Source organism: Bradyrhizobium sp. (genome assembly GCF_022844465.1).
Lineage (GTDB): Bacteria > Pseudomonadota > Alphaproteobacteria > Rhizobiales > Xanthobacteraceae > Bradyrhizobium.
Map to the genome: position 1 here is coordinate 46,039 of NZ_JALHLP010000005.1, position 18,431 is coordinate 64,469.

The 18,431-nt window shown below is 63.8% G+C and carries 16 protein-coding genes; 14 read left to right on the forward strand and 2 right to left on the reverse strand.

The genetic code is table 11. The features are described 5' to 3' along the window. Positions 1-18: 18 nt before the first annotated feature. The 6 genes from Q0D31_RS11390 (at position 19) to Q0D31_RS11415 (ending at position 8,023) form a co-directional block, all read left to right on the forward strand. Entirely contained in the window at positions 19-642 is a 624-nt protein-coding gene (locus tag Q0D31_RS11390; RefSeq protein WP_291850077.1) for a (2Fe-2S)-binding protein, read from the forward strand. Between the two features lie 4 nt (positions 643-646). Then, positions 647-1,663 (forward strand): xanthine dehydrogenase family protein subunit M, encoded by a 1,017-nt coding sequence (locus Q0D31_RS11395; protein ID WP_291850080.1) that lies wholly within the window; start codon positions 647-649, stop codon positions 1,661-1,663. 2 nt (positions 1,664-1,665) lie between these two features. After that, positions 1,666-3,957 carry a xanthine dehydrogenase family protein molybdopterin-binding subunit gene (locus tag Q0D31_RS11400; RefSeq protein ID WP_291850083.1) on the forward strand — a complete coding sequence of 764 codons (2,292 nt, stop codon included), beginning with the start codon at positions 1,666-1,668 and terminating at the stop codon, positions 3,955-3,957. Between the two features lie 111 nt (positions 3,958-4,068). Further along, entirely contained in the window at positions 4,069-5,250 is a 1,182-nt protein-coding gene (locus Q0D31_RS11405; protein WP_291850086.1) for an FAD-dependent oxidoreductase, read from the forward strand. Positions 5,251-5,322: 72 nt separating this feature from the next. After that, positions 5,323-7,467, forward strand: coding sequence for a catalase (locus tag Q0D31_RS11410; RefSeq protein WP_291850089.1), 2,145 nt, complete (start codon positions 5,323-5,325; stop codon positions 7,465-7,467). A gap of 97 nt (positions 7,468-7,564) precedes the next feature. Next, on the forward strand, positions 7,565-8,023 hold the full coding sequence (locus Q0D31_RS11415; RefSeq protein ID WP_291850092.1) for an FKBP-type peptidyl-prolyl cis-trans isomerase: 459 nt from the start codon (positions 7,565-7,567) through the stop codon (positions 8,021-8,023). A gap of 74 nt (positions 8,024-8,097) precedes the next feature. Here Q0D31_RS11415 and Q0D31_RS11420 read toward each other — a convergent pair whose 3' ends face one another. Next, on the reverse strand, positions 8,098-8,313 hold the full coding sequence (locus tag Q0D31_RS11420) for a CsbD family protein (RefSeq protein WP_291850095.1): 216 nt from the start codon (positions 8,311-8,313) through the stop codon (positions 8,098-8,100). A gap of 130 nt (positions 8,314-8,443) precedes the next feature. Between Q0D31_RS11420 and Q0D31_RS11425 the strand changes: the two genes are divergently transcribed. Both Q0D31_RS11425 and Q0D31_RS11430 read left to right on the forward strand, forming a co-directional pair. Further along, positions 8,444-8,956 carry a cupin domain-containing protein gene (locus tag Q0D31_RS11425; RefSeq protein WP_291850099.1) on the forward strand — a complete coding sequence of 171 codons (513 nt, stop codon included), beginning with the start codon at positions 8,444-8,446 and terminating at the stop codon, positions 8,954-8,956. A gap of 36 nt (positions 8,957-8,992) precedes the next feature. Then, positions 8,993-9,730 carry an enoyl-CoA hydratase/isomerase family protein gene (locus Q0D31_RS11430; RefSeq protein WP_291850102.1) on the forward strand — a complete coding sequence of 246 codons (738 nt, stop codon included), beginning with the start codon at positions 8,993-8,995 and terminating at the stop codon, positions 9,728-9,730. 96 nt (positions 9,731-9,826) lie between these two features. Here Q0D31_RS11430 and Q0D31_RS11435 read toward each other — a convergent pair whose 3' ends face one another. Next, entirely contained in the window at positions 9,827-10,456 is a 630-nt protein-coding gene (locus Q0D31_RS11435; protein WP_291850105.1) for an OmpA family protein, read from the reverse strand. Positions 10,457-10,906: 450 nt separating this feature from the next. Between Q0D31_RS11435 and Q0D31_RS11440 the strand changes: the two genes are divergently transcribed. From Q0D31_RS11440 to Q0D31_RS11465, 6 genes are all read left to right on the forward strand, one after another. Next, positions 10,907-11,137, forward strand: a complete 231-nt coding sequence (locus tag Q0D31_RS11440) for a hypothetical protein (protein WP_291850109.1) — start codon at positions 10,907-10,909, stop codon at positions 11,135-11,137. 51 nt (positions 11,138-11,188) lie between these two features. After that, positions 11,189-12,442, forward strand: coding sequence for a crosslink repair DNA glycosylase YcaQ family protein (locus tag Q0D31_RS11445; RefSeq protein ID WP_291850112.1), 1,254 nt, complete (start codon positions 11,189-11,191; stop codon positions 12,440-12,442). A 64-nt stretch (positions 12,443-12,506) separates the two neighbouring features. Beyond that, positions 12,507-13,613: an efflux RND transporter periplasmic adaptor subunit gene (locus tag Q0D31_RS11450; protein WP_291850116.1), complete on the forward strand. Its 1,107-nt coding sequence runs from the start codon at positions 12,507-12,509 to the stop codon at positions 13,611-13,613. 164 nt (positions 13,614-13,777) lie between these two features. After that, a complete protein-coding gene (locus Q0D31_RS11455; protein ID WP_291850119.1) occupies positions 13,778-16,930 on the forward strand; it encodes an efflux RND transporter permease subunit in 3,153 nt (1,050 codons plus the stop codon). Positions 16,931-16,948: 18 nt separating this feature from the next. Next, positions 16,949-17,557: a TetR/AcrR family transcriptional regulator gene (locus Q0D31_RS11460; protein WP_291850122.1), complete on the forward strand. Its 609-nt coding sequence runs from the start codon at positions 16,949-16,951 to the stop codon at positions 17,555-17,557. A 162-nt stretch (positions 17,558-17,719) separates the two neighbouring features. After that, positions 17,720-18,337, forward strand: coding sequence for a flavin reductase family protein (locus Q0D31_RS11465; protein ID WP_291850125.1), 618 nt, complete (start codon positions 17,720-17,722; stop codon positions 18,335-18,337). Positions 18,338-18,431 lie beyond the last annotated feature (94 nt).

Genomic DNA, 18,431 nt, shown 5'->3' on the forward strand with positions numbered 1-18,431 from the left:
TCGCGGCGGAGCCCGTTCATGAGCGACAACCCTTCTTCATCCGGTTTTGATCGACGAAGTTTCATGACGGCAGCCGCGGGTACAGCGATGCTGCCGATCACCGCAAAGGCGGCGGTTCCCGCGGCGAACCCGGCCGCAGGCGTTCAGGACCCGCTGTCGCCCGTCAGCGTCACGCTGCGCGTCAATGGTGAAAGCAAATCACTCAGCATAGATGCGCGTACAACCCTGCTGGATGCCTTGCGGGAACGCGTCCTGTTGACCGGAAGCAAGAAGGGCTGCGACCACGGCCAGTGCGGCGCGTGCACGGTATTGGTGGAGGGCAGGCGGGTGCTGTCGTGCCTTACCCTCGCGCTGGTCGCGCAGGAAAAGGAGATTACCACCATCGAAGGTCTTGCCAACGGAAACGAGTTGCACCCGATGCAGCAGGCCTTCATCGATCAGGACGCATTTCAGTGCGGCTATTGCACGCCCGGACAGATCATGTCGGCGGTCGCCTGCGTGCGTGAGGGGCATGCCAACAGCGACGAGGAGATCCGCGAATATATGAGCGGCAATATTTGCCGTTGCGCAGCCTACCCTAACATCGTCGCCGCAGTGAAACAGGCAGCGCCTGCCATGCAATCAGAACGTCGGAAAGGTTAGCCGCATGCGGCCATTCACATATTTTCGTGCGAACGATCCGTCCGCAGCGCTGCAGGCGCTCGGGTCCTCGGCAACGGCCAACAATCCCCTGGTCGAAGCCGAGTCGCAGGCGCTGGCCGGTGGCACCACGCTGATCGACCTGATGAAACTTGATGTGATGCGTCCGCGCACGCTGGTCGATATCAACCCGCTGGCGTCGGCTTGGTCGGCGGTCGATCTCGGGAATGGCAGTCTGCGGCTCGGCTCGATGGCGCTGATGTCGGACGTGGCGGACAACCCGGGAGTGCAGAAGAACTATCCGGTGATTGCCGATACCCTGAAATTGGCCGCCAGCGCTCAGTTGCGCAACATGGCGACACTGGGCGGTAACGTGATGCAGCGGACCCGCTGCTCGTATTTTCGCGACACCAGCTACGAAGCCTGCAACAAGCGCAACCCCGGCTCGGGATGCGCGGCGATGGACGGTGTCAACCGTACCCACGCCGTGTTGGGGACGTCCGATCAATGCATCGCGACCTATCCCGGCGACTTCGCGCAAGCCATGATTGCGCTCGATGCGACCGTGGAAATCGTCGGGCGCTCGGGGCCCCGGTCTATTGCTTTTGCCGAACTGCACAAGGCGCCCGGCAACTCGCCCCAGATCGAGACGACGCTTGCGCCGGGAGAGCTGATTTCCGGTTTTGCGGTACAGGGCGCTTGGCCGCGGTCGGTCTATATGAAAGCCCGCGACAGGCAGTCTTACGAGTTTGCGCTCGCCTCCGCAGCGGTCGCGCTGGACGTTCAGTCCGGCACGGTGCGTGGCGCACGGGTGGCGGTCGGCGGTGTAGCGACGGTCCCATGGCGTGTCCGCGAGGCTGAAGCACTGCTGAAGGGAAGGCCGTTCGATGAGCAGATCGCGCGGCGCGTCGCCGAAGCCGCTTTTTCTGGCGCGCGTGGCAGACGCCACAATGAATTCAAGATCGATCTCGGAAAACGCGTGATCGTCCGCGCGCTGCTTCAAGCCGCTTCGATGGAGATTTGACCATGACGACCGCTGCACCGGAGCCGAAGGCCAATATGGGCCAGCCAATCCCGCGCTACGACGCTCGCGCGAAAGTGACGGGGAAGGCGGAGTACGCCGCCGATATGCCGCTGGTGAACCCGGCCTTCGCCTATCTTGTCACCAGCTCGATTGCAAAAGGGCGGATTGACACGATCAATGTGGCCGACGCCAAGGGCGTGCGAGGCGTTATTGACGTCTTCACGCATGAGAACTCCGAAAAACTGGAGAAGGCAAAACTTTTCAGCAACGGCGGCTATGCCTCGACGACAATTCAACCGCTCAGTTCGAACGAGATTTCGGAGGAAGGCCAGATCATCGCCATCGTGCTGGCCGAAACCTTCGAGGCCGCTCGCGAGGCTTCGTATCGGGTCAAGGCGACCTACACCGCGGCGGCGCCCACGTCGGGCTTTGACTCTCCCGGCACCACCACGGCTCCTGCAAAGGGACAAGTCGCGCAGTTCACCGAGGACGCCAAGGTTGGGGATTTCCCAAAGGCGTTTGAAGGCGCCGAGGTCCGATTGAGCGCGGAATATGAGACGCCGCCGCAGCATCACAATCCGCTGGAGTTGTTTGCAACCAGCTGCGTCTGGCACGGCGACAGCCTGACCATCTACGAGCCGAGCCAGTTTGTGCACGGCTTAAAGCATGGGGTCGCAACGCAGCTCGGCATCGATCCTGACCGGGTGCGCGTTATCAATTCCTATGTCGGCGGCGCGTTCGGCTGCAAGGGCTCGATGACGCCGAGGACTGCAATCATCGCCAGTCTGGCCCGGCGGCTCCGCCGTCCGGTCAAACTTGTGGCGACGCGCGACCAGGGTTTCAACATCGCAACCTATCGCGCCGAGACGCAGCATCGTGTTGAGCTTGGCGCCAGCAAGAACGGCAAGCTCGTCGCATTACGCCACGAGGGCTGGGAAATTTCTTCTCGCGCCGACGCCTATGCCGTGGGTGGAACCGCGACGACCACCCGCCTCTATGATTGCCCCAACGTGGAAAGCCTGGTCTCCATCGTCCGCGCTGACCGCAACACGCCCGGTTTCATGCGTTCGCCGGCGGAGGTGCCATACCTCTTTGCGCTCGAGAGCGCGATGGATGAGCTGGCGCACCAGCTCCGGATCGATCCGATCGAGCTCCGTCGGATCAACGACGCGGCGAAGGAGCCGATCGGCGGAAAGCCCTACACCTCGCGCGCGATGATGCAGTGTTTCGACGAGGGAGCCAAGGCGTTCGGCTGGGCCGGTCGCAAGAGCGAGCCGAAATCGACGTTGGATGGCGACTGGCTGGTCGGGTTAGGCTGCGCCGCCACCTGCTATCCCACCCATATGGCGCCCTCCGCAGCGCGCGTGCAGCTGCGTCGCGATGGCCGTGTCCGGGTCGAAATCGCCGGGCATGAGATCGGCAACGGCGCCTACACAGTGATCGCGCAGGCGGCGGCGGAGCGCCTCGACGTGCCGGTGGACAAGGTCTCGGTCTTCATTGGCGACAGCGACCTGCCGCCCGCGCCTGTCGCGGGCGGGTCGACCTCCACGGCAAGCACTTGCTCGGCGGTGATAATGGTCTGTGACCAGATCAGGCAAAAGCTGTTCAAGGCGGTCATGCCCGGCGCAAGCCTGATCGACAGGGCCAAGGAGACCGTCGGTGTGGGCCAGACCCCTATCACCCAGGCCGCGAGGAGCAACCAGCCGCTGGACCTCGAAAAGTCATTCGACGCCCTCGGCGTCAGCCTGGTTGAGGAATACGGCGAATGGAAGCCGGAAGGTGCACCGCCGGATTCGTTCCGCGCCATGCATAAGGGGCAGGTGCGGATGGTTGGCGGGTCCGACATGAAGGACAAGATCGCCTACGCGTTCGGCGCGGAGTTTGTCGAGATCCGCATCAACCGATGGACGCATGAGGTCCGGGTCCCGCGCGTGCTCGGTGTCTTTGCCGGAGGTCGCATCATGAATCCGCGCACCGCGCGCAGCCAGCTCCTCGGCGGCCTGATCTGGGGCGTCTCATCGGCGCTGCATGAGGGTACCGAGATCGACGAGCGATATGCGCGCTATGTCAATGACAATCTGGCCGACTATCTGGTGCCGGTGAACGCCGACACGCCGAGCGTGGAGGTCATCATGCTGTCGGAACAGGACGACCAGATCAATCCTGCGGGTGTGAAGGGTATCGGCGAACTGGGCAATGTCGGCACCAACGCGGCGGTATGCAACGCGATCTTCAACGCCACCGGTCAGCGCATCCGCAAGCTGCCGGTCCGGTTGGAGAAAATCGAAACATAGACGCTTGAAACCGGCGCATTGAAGCCAGGCTTCGTCCGGGGGGTTATCATCAATATTCATGCAGACGACACGATACAGGCCGATCTTCGCGGCGGGATTTCGCCCTGGTTCGTGAAATCAGCGGCGCCGCCGCGACCGCTTGTCCCGGAAAGCCTCAAATGCGACGCGCTGGTGGTCGGGGCGGGGATCACGGGCGCGCTGGTGGCCGAACGCCTGACGCGGCAGGGCCTTGATGTCGTTATCATCGACCGCGAGCTTCCGGGCCGCGGCAGTACGGCGGCGAGCACCGCGATGCTGCTGTGGGAGATCGACCGGCCGCTGACCGAACTGACGCAGATCTATGGTTTTGAGCGGGCTTCGCGGGCGTACCGCGCGAGCTTCGCCGCGGTCGGCGGGTTGACCTCGCTGGTTCGGCAGCTCGGCCTGGAATGCGACATGCGAGAGAAAGAGTCGCTGTATCTGGCGGCTGGCGAGACTGCGCGCGACTTGCTGGAGGAGCATCGTCTGCGGGCAAGAGCCGGCCTGCCGGGTGAATTTCTCGATCACGGCCAACTGCTGGATGCGTATGGCATCGCCCGCGCCGGGGCGCTCGTTTCGCCGGGCGCTGCGGATGCCGATCCATTGCAGCTGGCACGCGGTCTATTGCGGATAGCGACTTCCCGCGGCGCGCGCCTGTTCGAGGCGGAAACGGTTGATTTCGATGCCTCCGGCCGCTCGGTGATCGCTCAACTGCGAAACGGCCGCGAAATCGAGGCGCGGTCGGTGGTGCTCGCCACCGGCTATGTCATTCCCGATTTCGTTCACTCCACCGTTCACAAGGTGTCGTCGAGCTGGGCGGTGGCGACGACGCCGCAGCCGCAGAACATCTGGAGGGATGAAGCCCTGATCTGGGAAGACAGCAAGGACTATCTCTATGCCCGGTCAACGCGTGCCGGACGGATCATCATTGGCGGGGAAGACAGCGAACAGGACGTCGAACCGGAAGCCCGCGACCGATTGATACCGCAAAAGTCGCGCGCCCTGTCGCAAAAGCTTGCCGCGCTGTGGCCTCGGGCCGATCGGGAGATCGAGTTCCGCTGGGCAGGAACGTTCGACACCACCGCCGACGGGCTGCCCTTGATCGGTCCCGTCCCGGCCAGGCAAGGAGTTTACGCCGCCTACGGCTATGGTGGCAACGGCATCACGTTCAGCTTCATGGCCGCGCAACTGCTCGGCGATCTCATCGCCGGTCGCACTTCCTCTCTGCTGCAGGATTTCGCGCTCGACCGCGACGGCGGCGAACACGCGGCTTGAGGCAATTGGCGTCCGGGAACCTCGGCCATCGCACAGCATTGAAGCTGGCGTCAGCTATTCACAGGAATTTCCATGTCGAAATCACCCCGCCGCGGCTCCGGAACCTCATCGGTCGCCATTCACGACCAGAAACTCAACCGCGGCGAGGGAGGGGAACTGCACCAGCTGGCCGATGGCGCCATTCCGGTGCTGACCACGGCGCAGGGCGTTCCCGTGTCCGACGACCAGAACACGCTCAAGGTCGGCCCGCGCGGCCCGACCTTGATCGAGGATTTCCATTTTCGCGAGAAGATCTTCCACTTCGACCACGAGCGCATCCCGGAACGGGTGGTGCATGCGCGTGGTTATGGCGCGCACGGTTTCTTCGAGAATTACAAATCACTGTCGAAATACACCCGCGCCGACCTGTTTCAGCGCGTCGGCGAGCGCACGCCTGCTTTCGTGCGGTTCTCGACGGTGGCCGGGAGCAAGGGGTCGGTCGATCTGGCGCGCGACGTGCGCGGCTTCGCGGTCAAGCTTTATACGAGGGAGGGCAACTGGGACCTTGTCGGCAACAACATCCCTGTCTTCTTCATCCAGGACGCCATCAAGTTTCCCGATCTTGTTCACGCCGTGAAGGAGGAGCCGGATTGCGCTTTCCCGCAGGCGCAGTCGGCGCACGATAACTTCTGGGACTTCATCAGCCTGACGCCCGAGAGCATGCACATGATCATGTGGGTGATGTCGGACCGCGCTATCCCGCGCTCGCTCCGCTTCATGGAAGGCTTCGGCGTGCATACGTTCCGCCTGGTGAACGCCAGGCAGGAATCCACCTTCGTCAAGTTTCATTGGAAGCCGAAGCTCGGATTGCAGTCCGTGGCCTGGAACGAAGCCGTCAAGATCAACGGCGCCGATCCCGACTTTCACCGCCGCGATCTCTGGACCGCGATCAAGAGCGGCAGCTATCCCGAGTGGGAGCTGCAGCTGCAACTGTTCGACGAAGCATTCGCCGACAGGTTTGATTTCGACGTTCTCGATCCCACCAAGCTGATCCCGGAAGAAATGCTGCCGCCGGTTCCGGTGGGACGGCTGGTTCTCGATCGCATGCCGGACAATTTCTTTGCCGAGACCGAGCAGGTTGCCTTCATGACACAGAACGTGCCGCCCGGAATCGATTTTTCCAACGATCCGCTGCTGCAGGGCAGAAATTTCTCTTACCTCGACACCCAGCTGAAGCGGCTTGGAGGCCCCAACTTTACCCATATCCCGATCAATGCGCCGAAATGCCCGATGCATCATTTCCAGCAGGACGGCCACATGGCGATGCGCAACCCCGTGGGACGCGCCAATTACCAGCCCAATTCCTTCGGCGAGGGGCCGCGCGAATCTCCCGAACGCGGCTTCACTTCTTTTGCCGACGTCGAGCAGGGCCCCAAACGCCGGCTTCGGCCTGAGAGCTTTGCCGACCACTACAGCCAGGCGCGGCAGTTCTTCATCAGCCAGTCCGAGATCGAGCAGCAGCACATCGCCGCGGCGCTGACCTTCGAACTCAGCAAGGTACAGACGCCGGTGATACGCGAACGGGTCGTGGCCCATCTCCTCAATATCGACGACCGTCTTGCGGCCAAAGTCGGCGACGGGTTGGGGCTGAAGACGATGCCGAAGCCCGCTCAAGCCGCGATGCCGACGCGGCAGGATCTCGATGCCTCGCCGGCGCTCAGCATCGTCAACAACGGACCGCATCGCTTCGAGGGACGCAAGCTCGGTATTCTCGTCACTGACGGTACGGACGCGGGTGTGCTGAAAGCGGTTCAAGCCGCGGTTTCCAAGGCTGGGGCCACTTTCGAGTTGATTGCTCCGAAGATCGGAGGCGTCATGCTCGGCGACGGCAAGCCTGTCGCCGCCGACCAGATGATCGACGGCGGGCCGTCGGTGCTCTATGACGCGGTCGCGCTGGTGCCGTCGGTTGATGGCGCAAGAAAACTGCTGGGTGAGGCGTCCGCACGCGATTTTGTCGCCGATGCCTTCGCCCACTGCAAGTTCATCGGCTACGTCGAGGCGGCGCTGCCGTTGTTGGAGAAGTGGGGCATTGCCGCGCAGGATATGGATGAAGGCTTCATTATGCTTTCCAGTGCCAAGGACGCGACAGGTCTGGTCGAAAGCCTGGGCCAACTACGGGTTTGGAAGCGCGAAGCCGCGGTCAAGCCGGCCGAGGACGCGGGCTCAACGCCGAAATAATCGCTTTGGGAAACTGGTCGGCTGGGCTACAGCGTTTTCGCGCGGGGCCTGGTCAGGAAATCCGCACACGCCAATCCTTAGCCACAGGTGCAAGCAGATGCGATCTCGACGCTCCATCATCCAGACCGCGCTTGCCGCCGCGGTGGCGGCGGTTTCAACACCGATCGCCATGTCGCTGACGGCATCGGCTCAAACTGCAGGAAAACCCATGACCACGGCTTCAGGTTTGCAGATCACGGACAGCAAGGAAGGTTCTGGCGCCTCGCCGAAGTCCGGCCAGACCTGCGTCATGCACTACACCGGATGGCTCTATGAGAACGGTCAGAAAGGCAAGAAGTTCGACTCATCCGTCGATCGCAACGAACCGTTCGAATTCCGGATCGGGCAACGTCAGGTGATCGCCGGCTGGGACGAAGGCGTCGCCTCGATGAAGGTCGGCGGCAAGCGCACCCTCATCATTCCGCCCGCGCTCGGCTACGGCGCGCGCGGCGCCGGCGGGCTTATTCCGCCGAACGCCACGCTGATGTTCGACGTCGAATTGCTGGCGGTGAAGTAGGTGAAGTAAAGGTCTCATGCACGCAAAAAAAGACCGGCCGGATGGCCGGTCTTTTCATGTTAGATGCGCAAGGATCAGAGCTTCCTCTTCACCGCGTCCGCCGCGCTGTCGACGGCGTCCTTGGTGGCGTTCTTGGCGTCGCCCATCGCGTTCTGGCCCTTGCCCTTGACTTCCTGGATCGCGCCTTCGCCCTGGAGCTGCTCCGAGCCGGTGGCTTCGCCGATGCTCTGCTTGGCCTTGCCGATGGCCTCGTTGGCCGTTCCCTTGATCTTGTCGGTGGTGCCGCTCATGTCCGTTCTCCTGTTCGAGTGAACTTCGCAAGGTCAATCGCTCGGGGGCCTGAATGTTCCCCTGATTGGGCTGGTCTGCAGTCACGGTATTATGTACCGTCTGCGAACCATGTTCCGCAGAGGCAGCGATATGAGCGGCAACCACGACCACAATCATACCCACGGTCACGGCGAGGCTGAGCGCTGGAAGCATGATGGCGTTCGCGTCATCTCCGGCAGCCAGCTTGATCCAAACGTACCCTCCACTGCAGGCATGGACCGCAAGGCCGCGATTAATTTCGCCCGCGTCGGCGCGCAGAAATTGTGGGCAGGCACGGTCACCATCCGGCCCGACGCCAAGACCGGCGCGCACCATCATGGCCATCTCGAAAGCGTCATCTATGTCGTGAAGGGCAGGGCGCGGATGCGTTGGGGCGATCAGTTGCAATTCACCGCCGAGGCCGGGCCCGGCGACTTCATCTTCGTTCCGCCCTACGTGCCGCATCAGGAGATCAACGCCAGCCGCGACGAGGTGCTGGAATGCGTTCTGGTGCGCAGTGACGGTGAGGCGGTGGCGATCAATCTCGACATCGAGCCGGTGGAGAAGCCGGAGACCGTGCTTTGGGTCGATCCGGTGCATCGCGATCCCGCAGAGAACAAGTAACGGATCGCGCGCGTCGCTTTCGCATAAGGTTACCCCATGACGCTCGTTCGCTACGAAAGTACAGGCCACGTCGCTACCATCACGATGGCGCGCGAATCCGCGCACAACGCGCTAAATCCCGCGCTGTGCAGCGAGCTGCGCCAGGCGTGGCGGCGTTTCCGCGACAGCGACGATCGCGTCGCGGTGCTTGCGTCCTCCGAGGAGGCGTATTTTTCGGTCGGCGCCGATGTCAGGGATTTCCCGGCGGACATGTGGCATGCCGTTCCGGGATTGGGCGTTGAACTGGACAAGCCGGTGATTGCCGCGACCTCCGGCTGGGTGGTCGGCGGCGGCTTCGTGCTGGTTCAGATGGCCGACATGTGCGTGGCGTCGGAGACGACGCGATTCAGCTATCCCGAGGTCAAGGTGGGGACCACCGGCGGCGGCGTCTCGTCCGTTTTGGCGCGCATGCCGCACAAGATCGCCATGGAGTTTCTTCTGGTCGGCGAGGAAATGTCGGCGGAGCGCGCCTACCAGATCGGCTTCGTCAACAAGATCGCGCCGAAAGGCCAGCATGTCGCGCTCGCCCAGGCGATGGCCGCGAAAGTCGCTGCCGCGGCGCCGCTGGTGGTGCAGGCGCTGAAGAAGCTGGCCCGCGACGCCATGCCGAAGGGCCCGCTGGAGACGGTCGCCGAAGTGCGCCGGCTGCTCGATCCGGTGCGCGATAGCGAAGACCTCAAGGAAGGCGTCAAGGCGTTCAGCGAAAAGCGCAAGCCTGACTTCAGGGGCAGGTAGCATTGCCGTTGGCGTGACGCCGGTCCTGCGGGCGTGTCGATCCCGGGCGCGTCAAATCCGCCTGCCGCGCGCGGCAGGCGGACCAGATTTCAATCCTCACTTCGAGGCGGTCTTGGTGTCCATGTTGACGACCTGAACGCGGCGGTTGGCCGGATCGGTCGGCGCACTCGCATCCTTCGGCTTGCTCTCGCCATAACCGACGGTCACGAGGTCGGCGCCGGCGATGCCATACTTCTCGTTAAGGTACTTCTTGATGGTGTCGGCGCGCCGCTCGCTGAGGTCCTGGTTGTAGGCCTCGCTGCCGATCGCGTCGGTATGACCGGCGACCACGAAGGTCGATCCCTTCAGGTCGGCGTGAGAGAGCGCCTTGCCGAGTTCCTCGACCGCCGCGACCGAGCTCTTGCTGATCTCGGCGGAGTTGTAGTCGAAACGAATTTCAAGATCGATCTTCGGCTTGGTCGCGGCCAGTTCCGCGATCTCCTGGCGTTCGCCGAGCGATAGCGAGCGCGTGGAGCGGTTGCGGAGCGTGTTCACGAAGCTGATTTCCTTGGCCTGCGCCGCGGCGTCCACCTGCGGCGCACCGGCCGAGAGGCCGCGGGTCAGCGGCTTTGGCTTCAACGCGCCGAGAATCTTGTCGGCCGAGACGGTGTCGCCGGCGATGGCGAGGCCCGCCGTCATCGACAGCGCGGCGCTGAGGGTCACGATCGAAAGCAGATAGCGGGTCATTGTCCTGTCCTTACGGTTAACGCCTGCGTACGGGGCGTGCATGACGTTTTGATACTGCGAACATAGGATGGGTTCAAAGGACTAAATGTGATGTAAATCACACTAGGGCGCCCCGGGAACGGAGGCGCGGCGCAAGCCGCTTTCCGCCCAGGCAACCTAGCCGGAAACTCACCATCGCGTCGGCAACAATCTTCGTCTTGGCGGACCCTGGCCGCGTTCCGTATCTGCCCATCCGCGCAACGATGGTTGTCCCGATGCCGCGTCGACGCCGATCTCTCGACAACAAATCGGCTAGATGGATAGTTAAGCAATTTCGCTCACAAAGAATCCGTAGCAAGAGTCGTCGCGGCAACGAGACGGGCGGGGCGTGTGTTTCAATCGGTGAAGCGTCAGCGCGATTATCCGGGGTATCGCCCTGGTCCACCGGAGCCGACGGGAACCGGAAGTTCAATGCCGACGCTGGTCGGCGCGGCCATGATCGCGGCGGCGATCCTGCTGTCGACGCTGATCACGGCGATCGGCAGCCGCTATGTCGGGTTCGAAAGCCCGACCGAAGAGAGCGCCTGGCTGGTTGATCGCCTCACCGGCGCCGTCTACAGATGCCAGGCGGCGGGCCGCGGCCGGGCCTCCTGTGAGGCCGAGATCGCCACCGGCAGCGTCGGCGAGCGTCAAAGGCGGTAGTCAAGCGATTCGGTTTCGGCTTGGCTCGAAACGCTCTAACGTCGCCGCGCAATGTCCCGCGCCACCAAACCCCATCCCCTGACCAAGGCCGAAGCGCGCCGGATCTGGCTGCGCGCCCAGCGGCTGGATATTCCGGCGCCCTTTGGCGACGGGCCCGCGGCCGTTGCCGCCGCCGTCGCGCATCTCGGCTATGTCCAGATCGACACCATCAACGTCATCGAGCGCTGCCATCATCACATCCTCTATAGCCGCATTCCGGCCTATGCCCGCGCCGATTTGCGCCAGGCCCAGAGCGTCGACAAAAGCGTGTTCGAATACTGGACGCATGCGCTGTCCTACGTGCCGACGAACGATCTTCGTTTCTGTCTTCCGGCGATGCGGCGGCACCGGCGCGAGGGCCACCGATGGTTCGCTTCCGTCAAGCCTGCGGACACGCGCAAGGTGATGCGGCTGCTCCGGCGCGACGGCGCGCTGACCATCCGTGACATCGAGGACGACGTGCTGACCGAGAAGGAACATTTGTGGGCGAGCCGCAAACCCTCGAAGCGGGCGCTGCAACTCGCCTTCTATACTGGCCACGTCACGATTTCCGCCCGCAGCGGCATGCTCAAGACCTATGAGCTGATGACGCGGCATTTCGGGTGGGACCAGCCACCGAAGCCGGCCTCGGCGGCGGAAATCACCACCTATCTGCTCGAGCGCGCGTTGCGTTCGCAGGGGCTGGTCAGCCTGGATTCCGTTTGCCATCTCGATGCGCCGAGCAAGGCGCCCGTACGGCGCCTGATCGAGGCGCGGGTCCGGCGCGGGGAACTCAAGCCGGTCGCGCTCGAAGGCGCCGGCAAACAGGAACATTGGGCGCGACCGGAGGCTCTCGAGCAGGGGACGCAGACCGCCGCCAGCGAGAGCCTCGTTCATATCCTCTCACCGTTCGATCCCCTGATCATCCAGCGCAAGCGCACCGAATTGTTCTTCGACTACGGTCACCGTTTCGAGGCCTATGTGCCCCGCGCAAAACGCCAGTTCGGCTATTTCGCGCTGCCGGTGCTGGTCGGCGAAGACATCGTCGCCGCCATTGACCTGAAGACCGATCGCCAGGACCGGAAACTGCTGATGCAGAAATGGAGCTGGGTCGGCAAGGGCGCAGGACGCGGCCGGCGCAGCGAGTACACGCGCCGCATCGAGCAGGAGTTGCACCGGTTCGAGCGGTTTCAACTGGCGGACCAGGTCCTGGCGGAGGAACTGACCGCTACGCGGCGTCCCTCAGCTCCGAACCTTAACATCTGTTCACGAATTGATGATCACTGACGATTATTGACATTCGTCACTCGATACTCGATCATTCCCTGTATCGTTCGCGATGGAGGGCCGGATGCTCGTTCGCTCTATTTTCTTCAATTATTACAAGCTTTTGACAGGTGCCTCGCTAGCCCTGGTGGCAACCCTGTTGATGGGCTGCAACGAGAAAGCTGCTGAAACCGCAGCCTCCGGCCGTCCGGTCCTGGTCGCCACGGTGCAATATGCAGCGGAAGCGCCGGAGCGGAGCTTTGTCGGCACCATCAGGCCGCGGATCGAGACCGACATGGGCTTCCGGGTTCCCGGCAAGGTGGCGAAACGCCTCGTCGAAGTCGGCCAGAGCGTCGAGGTCGGTCAGCCGCTGGCGATCCTGGACGAGGTGGACCTGAAGCTGCAGGCTGAGCAGTCGGAAGCTGAGTTCCGCGCCGCCACCGGCGTACTGGCGCAGGCGAGCGCGGCTGAGCAGCGCGCCAAGGATCTACGGGCCAAGGGCTGGACCACCGAGGCCCAGATGGACCAGAGCCGCGCCGCCGCCGACGAAGCGCGGGCGCGCCTCAATCGCGCCGAACGCGCGGTCGAACTTACCCGCAACTCGCTGTCCTACGCGACGCTGGTGGCCGACGGCCGCGGCGTGGTCACCGCAACCCTGGTCGAGCCCGGCCAGGTGGTGGCGGCCGGCCAGACCGCGATCCGCGTCGCGCGCTTTGCCGAACGGGAAGCCGTTGTCGCCATCCCCGAGACGCTGGTCGGCCGCGCCAAGGCCGGAACGGCCACCGTGACGCTGTGGTCCGACGCGGACAGGAAATATATCGCCAGGCTGCGCGAGATCGCGCCTTCGGCCGACCCGGCGACGCGGACCTATCTGGCAAAATTCTCGTTGCCCGAAGCCGACGACAAGGTCTCGCTCGGCATGACCGCGACGCTGACGCTGGCCGATGCCGCCACCGAACGCGTCGCCAGGCTGCCGCTGTCGGCATTGTTCAGCCAGGGCAGCAGTCCCTCGCTCTATGTCGTCGACGGGTCCGGCGCGATCACGCTGAAGCCGGTGATCGTGAAATCCTATGACAGCAATTCCGTCGTGATTTCCGGCGGGGTCGAGGAGGGCGCCAGGGTGGTCGCGCTCGGCGTGCAGAAACTCGATCCGGCCCAGAAGGTCCGGGTGGTCTCGTCATTGTCGTTCTGAGTTACGGCGTCATTGCGAGGAGCGTAGGCGACGAAGCAATCCATAGCGCCACAAGCAGATGAATGGATTGCTTCGCGGAGCCGGTCATCGGGCGCGCATTCGCGCGATCCGTTGGCCCGCAATGACGGGGCAGTTGCATTGAGATTTCGAAGTTGGAGACTGACATGAAGCGCTTCAATCTCTCGCGCTGGGCGGTGGCCCATCCGACCCTGATCCTGTTCCTGATGATCGTGCTCGGTGTTGCCGGCTTCTTCTCCTACCGCGGGCTCGGTCGCGCCGAGGATCCGTCCTTTACCGTCAAGGTTGTCAACGTCTCGGCGATCTGGCCGGGCGCCACGGCAAAGGAAATGCAGACCCAGGTCGCCGATCCCATCGAGAAGAAACTGCAGGAGCTGCCATACTTCGAAAAGGTGCAGACCTATTCCAAGCCGTCGTTCACGGCGATGCAGGTCACGTTCAGGGATTCGACCCCGGCCAAAGACGTGCCCTACCTGTTTTATCTGTTGCGCAAGAAGCTTGCCGACGTGCAGGGCCAATTGCCGGCGGGCCTGCTGGGCCCGACCGTGAACGACGAGTTTTCCGACGTCGATTCCATTCTCTACATGATGACCGGCGAGGGCGCCGACTACGCGCACTTGAAGAAGGCCGCCGAAGGCCTGCGCCAGCGGCTGCTGAAGGTGCCTGATGTCACCAAGGTCAATCTCTATGGCGCCCAGGAGGAGCGCGTCTTCGTCGAGTTCTCCCACGCCAAGCTGGCGACGCTCGGCGTTACGCCGCAGGCACTGTTCGATTCGCTCGCCAAACAGAACAACGTCACGCCGGCGGGCACCGTCGAAACCTCCGCGCAGCGCGTGCCGCTGCGGGTCACCGGCGCGCTGGACGGCGTCGAGGCGGTCGCGGCGACCCCGGTCGAGAGCAACGGCCGGGTGTTCCGGCTCGGCGATATCGCCACCGTCACCCGCGGCTTCGTCGATCCGCCGACCTTCGTCGCCCGCCAGGAGGGCAAGCCCGCACTCGGCATCGGCGTGGTCACCGCCAAGGGCGCCAACATCCTCGACCTTGGCAAGCAGGTGCAGCAGGCGACCGCCGATTTCATGAAGGCGGTGCCGCAGGGCATCGATGTCGAGCAGATCGCCGACCAGCCGAAGGTGGTCGAGCGCGCCGTCGGCGAGTTCGTGACCTCGTTTATCGAGGCGCTGGCGATCGTGCTGTTCGTCTCATTCCTGGCGCTCGGCTGGCGTACCGGCATCGTGGTGGCGACGTCGGTGCCGCTGGTGCTGGCGATCGTGTTCGTGGTCATGAACGCGATGTCGATCGACCTGCACCGCATTACCCTGGGTGCGCTGATCATCGCGCTCGGCCTCTTGGTCGACGACGCCATCATCGCCGTGGAGATGATGGTGGTGAAGATGGAGCAGGGTTGGGACCGGGTTCGCGCCGCCGCGTTTGCCTGGGAATCGACCGCGTTTCCGATGTTGACCGGCACGCTGGTGACGGCTGTGGGCTTCCTGCCGATCGGCTTTGCCAGTTCGGCGGTCGGCGAATATGCCGGCGGCATCTTCTGGATCGTGGCGATCGCGCTGGTCGCCTCGTGGTTCGTCGCGGTGATCTTCACGCCCTATATCGGCGTCAAGTTGCTGCCCAACATCGCGGTTCACCACAACCACGACCCGCACGCGGTCTACGAGACGCGGACCTATCGTGTCCTGCGCCGCATGGTGCAGTGGTGCGTTGATCACCGGATCAAGGTGGTGCTGGCCACCGTCGGCGTGTTCGCGCTCTCGGTCGTCGGCTTCGGCAATGTGCAACAGCAATTCTTCCCGCTGTCGGAGCGGCCCGAACTGTTCCTGCAACTGCGTCTGCCCGAAGGCACCGCCTTCAACGTCACCGAGAAATCGGTGAAGAAGGCCGAGGCGCTGCTCAAGGACGACAAGGACATCGCCACCTACACCGCCTATGTCGGCCAGGGTTCGCCGCGGTTCTGGCTCGGACTCAATCCGCAATTGCCGAACGAGGCCTTTGCCGAGATCGTGATCGTCTCCAAGGACGTCACCGCCCGCGAGCGCATCAAGGCCCGGCTGGAGAAGGCGGTCGCCGACGGCGAACTGACCGAAGCCCGGGTGCGCATCGACCGCTTCAACTTCGGCCCGCCGGTCGGCTTTCCGGTCCAGTTTCGCGTCATCGGCCCCGACGCCAACACCGTGCGCGACATCGCCTACCAGGTGCGCGACGTCGTCAGGCAGAACTCCAACGTCCGGGAGCCGCAACTCGACTGGAACGAACAGTCGCCCTACCTGAAGCTCGTGGTCGATCAGGATCGCGCCCGCGCGCTAGGCCTGACCCCGCAGGACGTCTCGCAGGCGCTCGCGATGCTGATTTCCGGCGCGCAGGTCACCACCATCCGCGACGGTATCGAGAAGGTCGGCGTGGTGGCGCGCGCGGTGCCCTCCGAGCGGCTCGACCTCGGCAGCGTCGGCGACCTCACCGTGACCTCGCGCAATGGTGTCGCGGTGCCGTTGCAGCAGATCGCCAGGATCGAATATGCGCATGAGGAGCCGATCATGTGGCGGCGCAACCGCGACATGGCGATCACGGTGCGCACCGACGTCGCCGACGGCGTTCAGGCCCCCGACGTCACCAACCAGATCTGGCCGAAGCTGCAGCAGATCCGCGATCGCCTCGAGCCGGCCTACCGGATCGAACCGGGCGGCGCGTTCGAGGAGTCCGCCAAGGGCAACGCCTCGATCTTCGTGCTGTTTCCGCTGATGGCGATCGCGATGCTGACGCTGCTGATGATCCAGCTCCAGAGTTTCTCGCGCCTGTTGCTGGTGTTCCTGACCGCGCCGCTCGGCGTCATCGGCGCCTCGTTCGGCCTCAATGTCGCCAACCAGCCGTTCGGCTTCGTGGCGCTGCTGGGCCTGATCGCGCTGGCCGGGATGATCATGCGTAACGCGGTCATTCTGGTCGACCAGATCGAGTCCGACGTCGCCCAAGGGCTGACGCGCCGGGAAGCCATTGTCGAGGCCACCGTCCGCCGTGCCCGGCCGGTGGTGCTGACCGCGCTGGCGGCGATCCTGGCCATGATCCCGCTGTCGCGGTCCGCTTTCTGGGGGCCGATGGCGATCACGATCATGGGCGGCCTGTTCGTTGCCACCTTCCTCACCCTGCTGTACCTGCCGGGCCTCTATGCGCTTTGGTTCAGGAAGCGCCTCGACGAAAGCGGTCAAGCCGAACAGCCTGATCTTGCGCCGCAACATCGGGCCAGGGACCAGGCTGCGGGCGGCCGTGCAATTCCACTTGCCGACGCGGCCGAATAATTGAACATTGAGTGAGACATGACGCTGATTTCGGACAACATCGAGAGCGACACACGCGAGCGGATTCTCGCGGTGGCGGAGCGTTTGTTCAGGCAGATCGGCTACCAGAAGACCACGGTGGCCGACATCGCCAAGGAACTGCGGATGAGTCCGGCCAACGTCTATCGCTTCTTCGATTCGAAGAAGGCGATCCACGAGGGCGTGGCCCGCGCCCTGATGGGCGAGGTCGAGCAGGCCGCGCAGACGATCGCGGCCGGCCGCGGTCCGGCGGCGACCCGGCTGCGCGAGTTGATGATCTCGATCCATCACATGAACGCGGAGCGCTATGTCGGCGATTCCAAGCTGCACGAGATGGTCGAGATCGCGATGCAGGAGAGTTGGGACGTTTGCGTAGCCCACATGGAGCGGATCACCGAGACCATCGGCAGCGTGATCGGGCAGGGCGTGGCGACGGGCGAGTTCGAGGCCGCCGACGTGCCGCTGGCGGCCGGGTGCGCCTGTACCGCCATGATGCGCTTCTTCCATCCCCAGATGATCGCGCAATGCGCCAACAAGCCGGGGCCGACGATCGAGGAATTGATCGATTTCGTCATCGCCGGCCTTTCGCCGCGCGCCAGGGCGAATTGACGTCCTGGGTAGTTGACTTCCCTGTCATTCCGGGGCGATGCGTTAGCATCGAACTACGGTGCGCAATTGCGCACCTGAGAATCTCGAGATTCCCCGGTGCGCAGTTGCGCACCTGCGGTCTGGTGCTCGCGCACCATCCCGGAATGACAAGGAAAAAGCCCGGTGACAGACCTGCACTATTACGAGCCGAAGAACGGCCACGGCCTCAAACACGATCCATTCTCCGCGATCGTCGCCCCGCGTCCGATCGGGTGGATCTCCTCGCGGGACGGCAAGGGCAATGTCAACCTGGCGCCCTACAGCTTCTTCAACGCCTTCTGCTATCGCCCGCCGATCATCGGCTTCTCCTCGACCAACTGGAAGGACAGCGCGGAGAACGTCCAGGAGACCAGGGAGTTCGTCTGGAATCTCGTCACCATGGATCTGGCGCAGCAGATGAACGCGACGGCGGCCCACGTCGCCCGTGACGTCGATGAGTTCGGGATCGCGGGGCTGACGGCTGCGCCGTGCCGGCTCGTCAACGTGCCGAGGGTGGCCGAAAGCCCGGTCGCCTTCGAATGCAAGCTGACCCAGATCATCCACCTGCAGGACAAGGATGGCGCAAAGGCGCAAGGCTGGCTGACGCTGGGCGAGGTCGTCGCCGTGCATATCGACAAGACCATGATCAGGGATGGCGTCTACCAGACCGCGCTGGCCCGTCCGATCGCGCGCGCCGGCCGCCAGGGTGACTATTTCGAGATCAAGCCGGAGAACATGTTCGAGATGATACGGCCGGATTAGCTGGTCCGGATGGCTTTCTCGATAGTGCCGTCATGGAACGGCGGTCGACGCCTGCTCGAACCCCGGCCTGAATGCGGCGACCGCGGAACTTCGC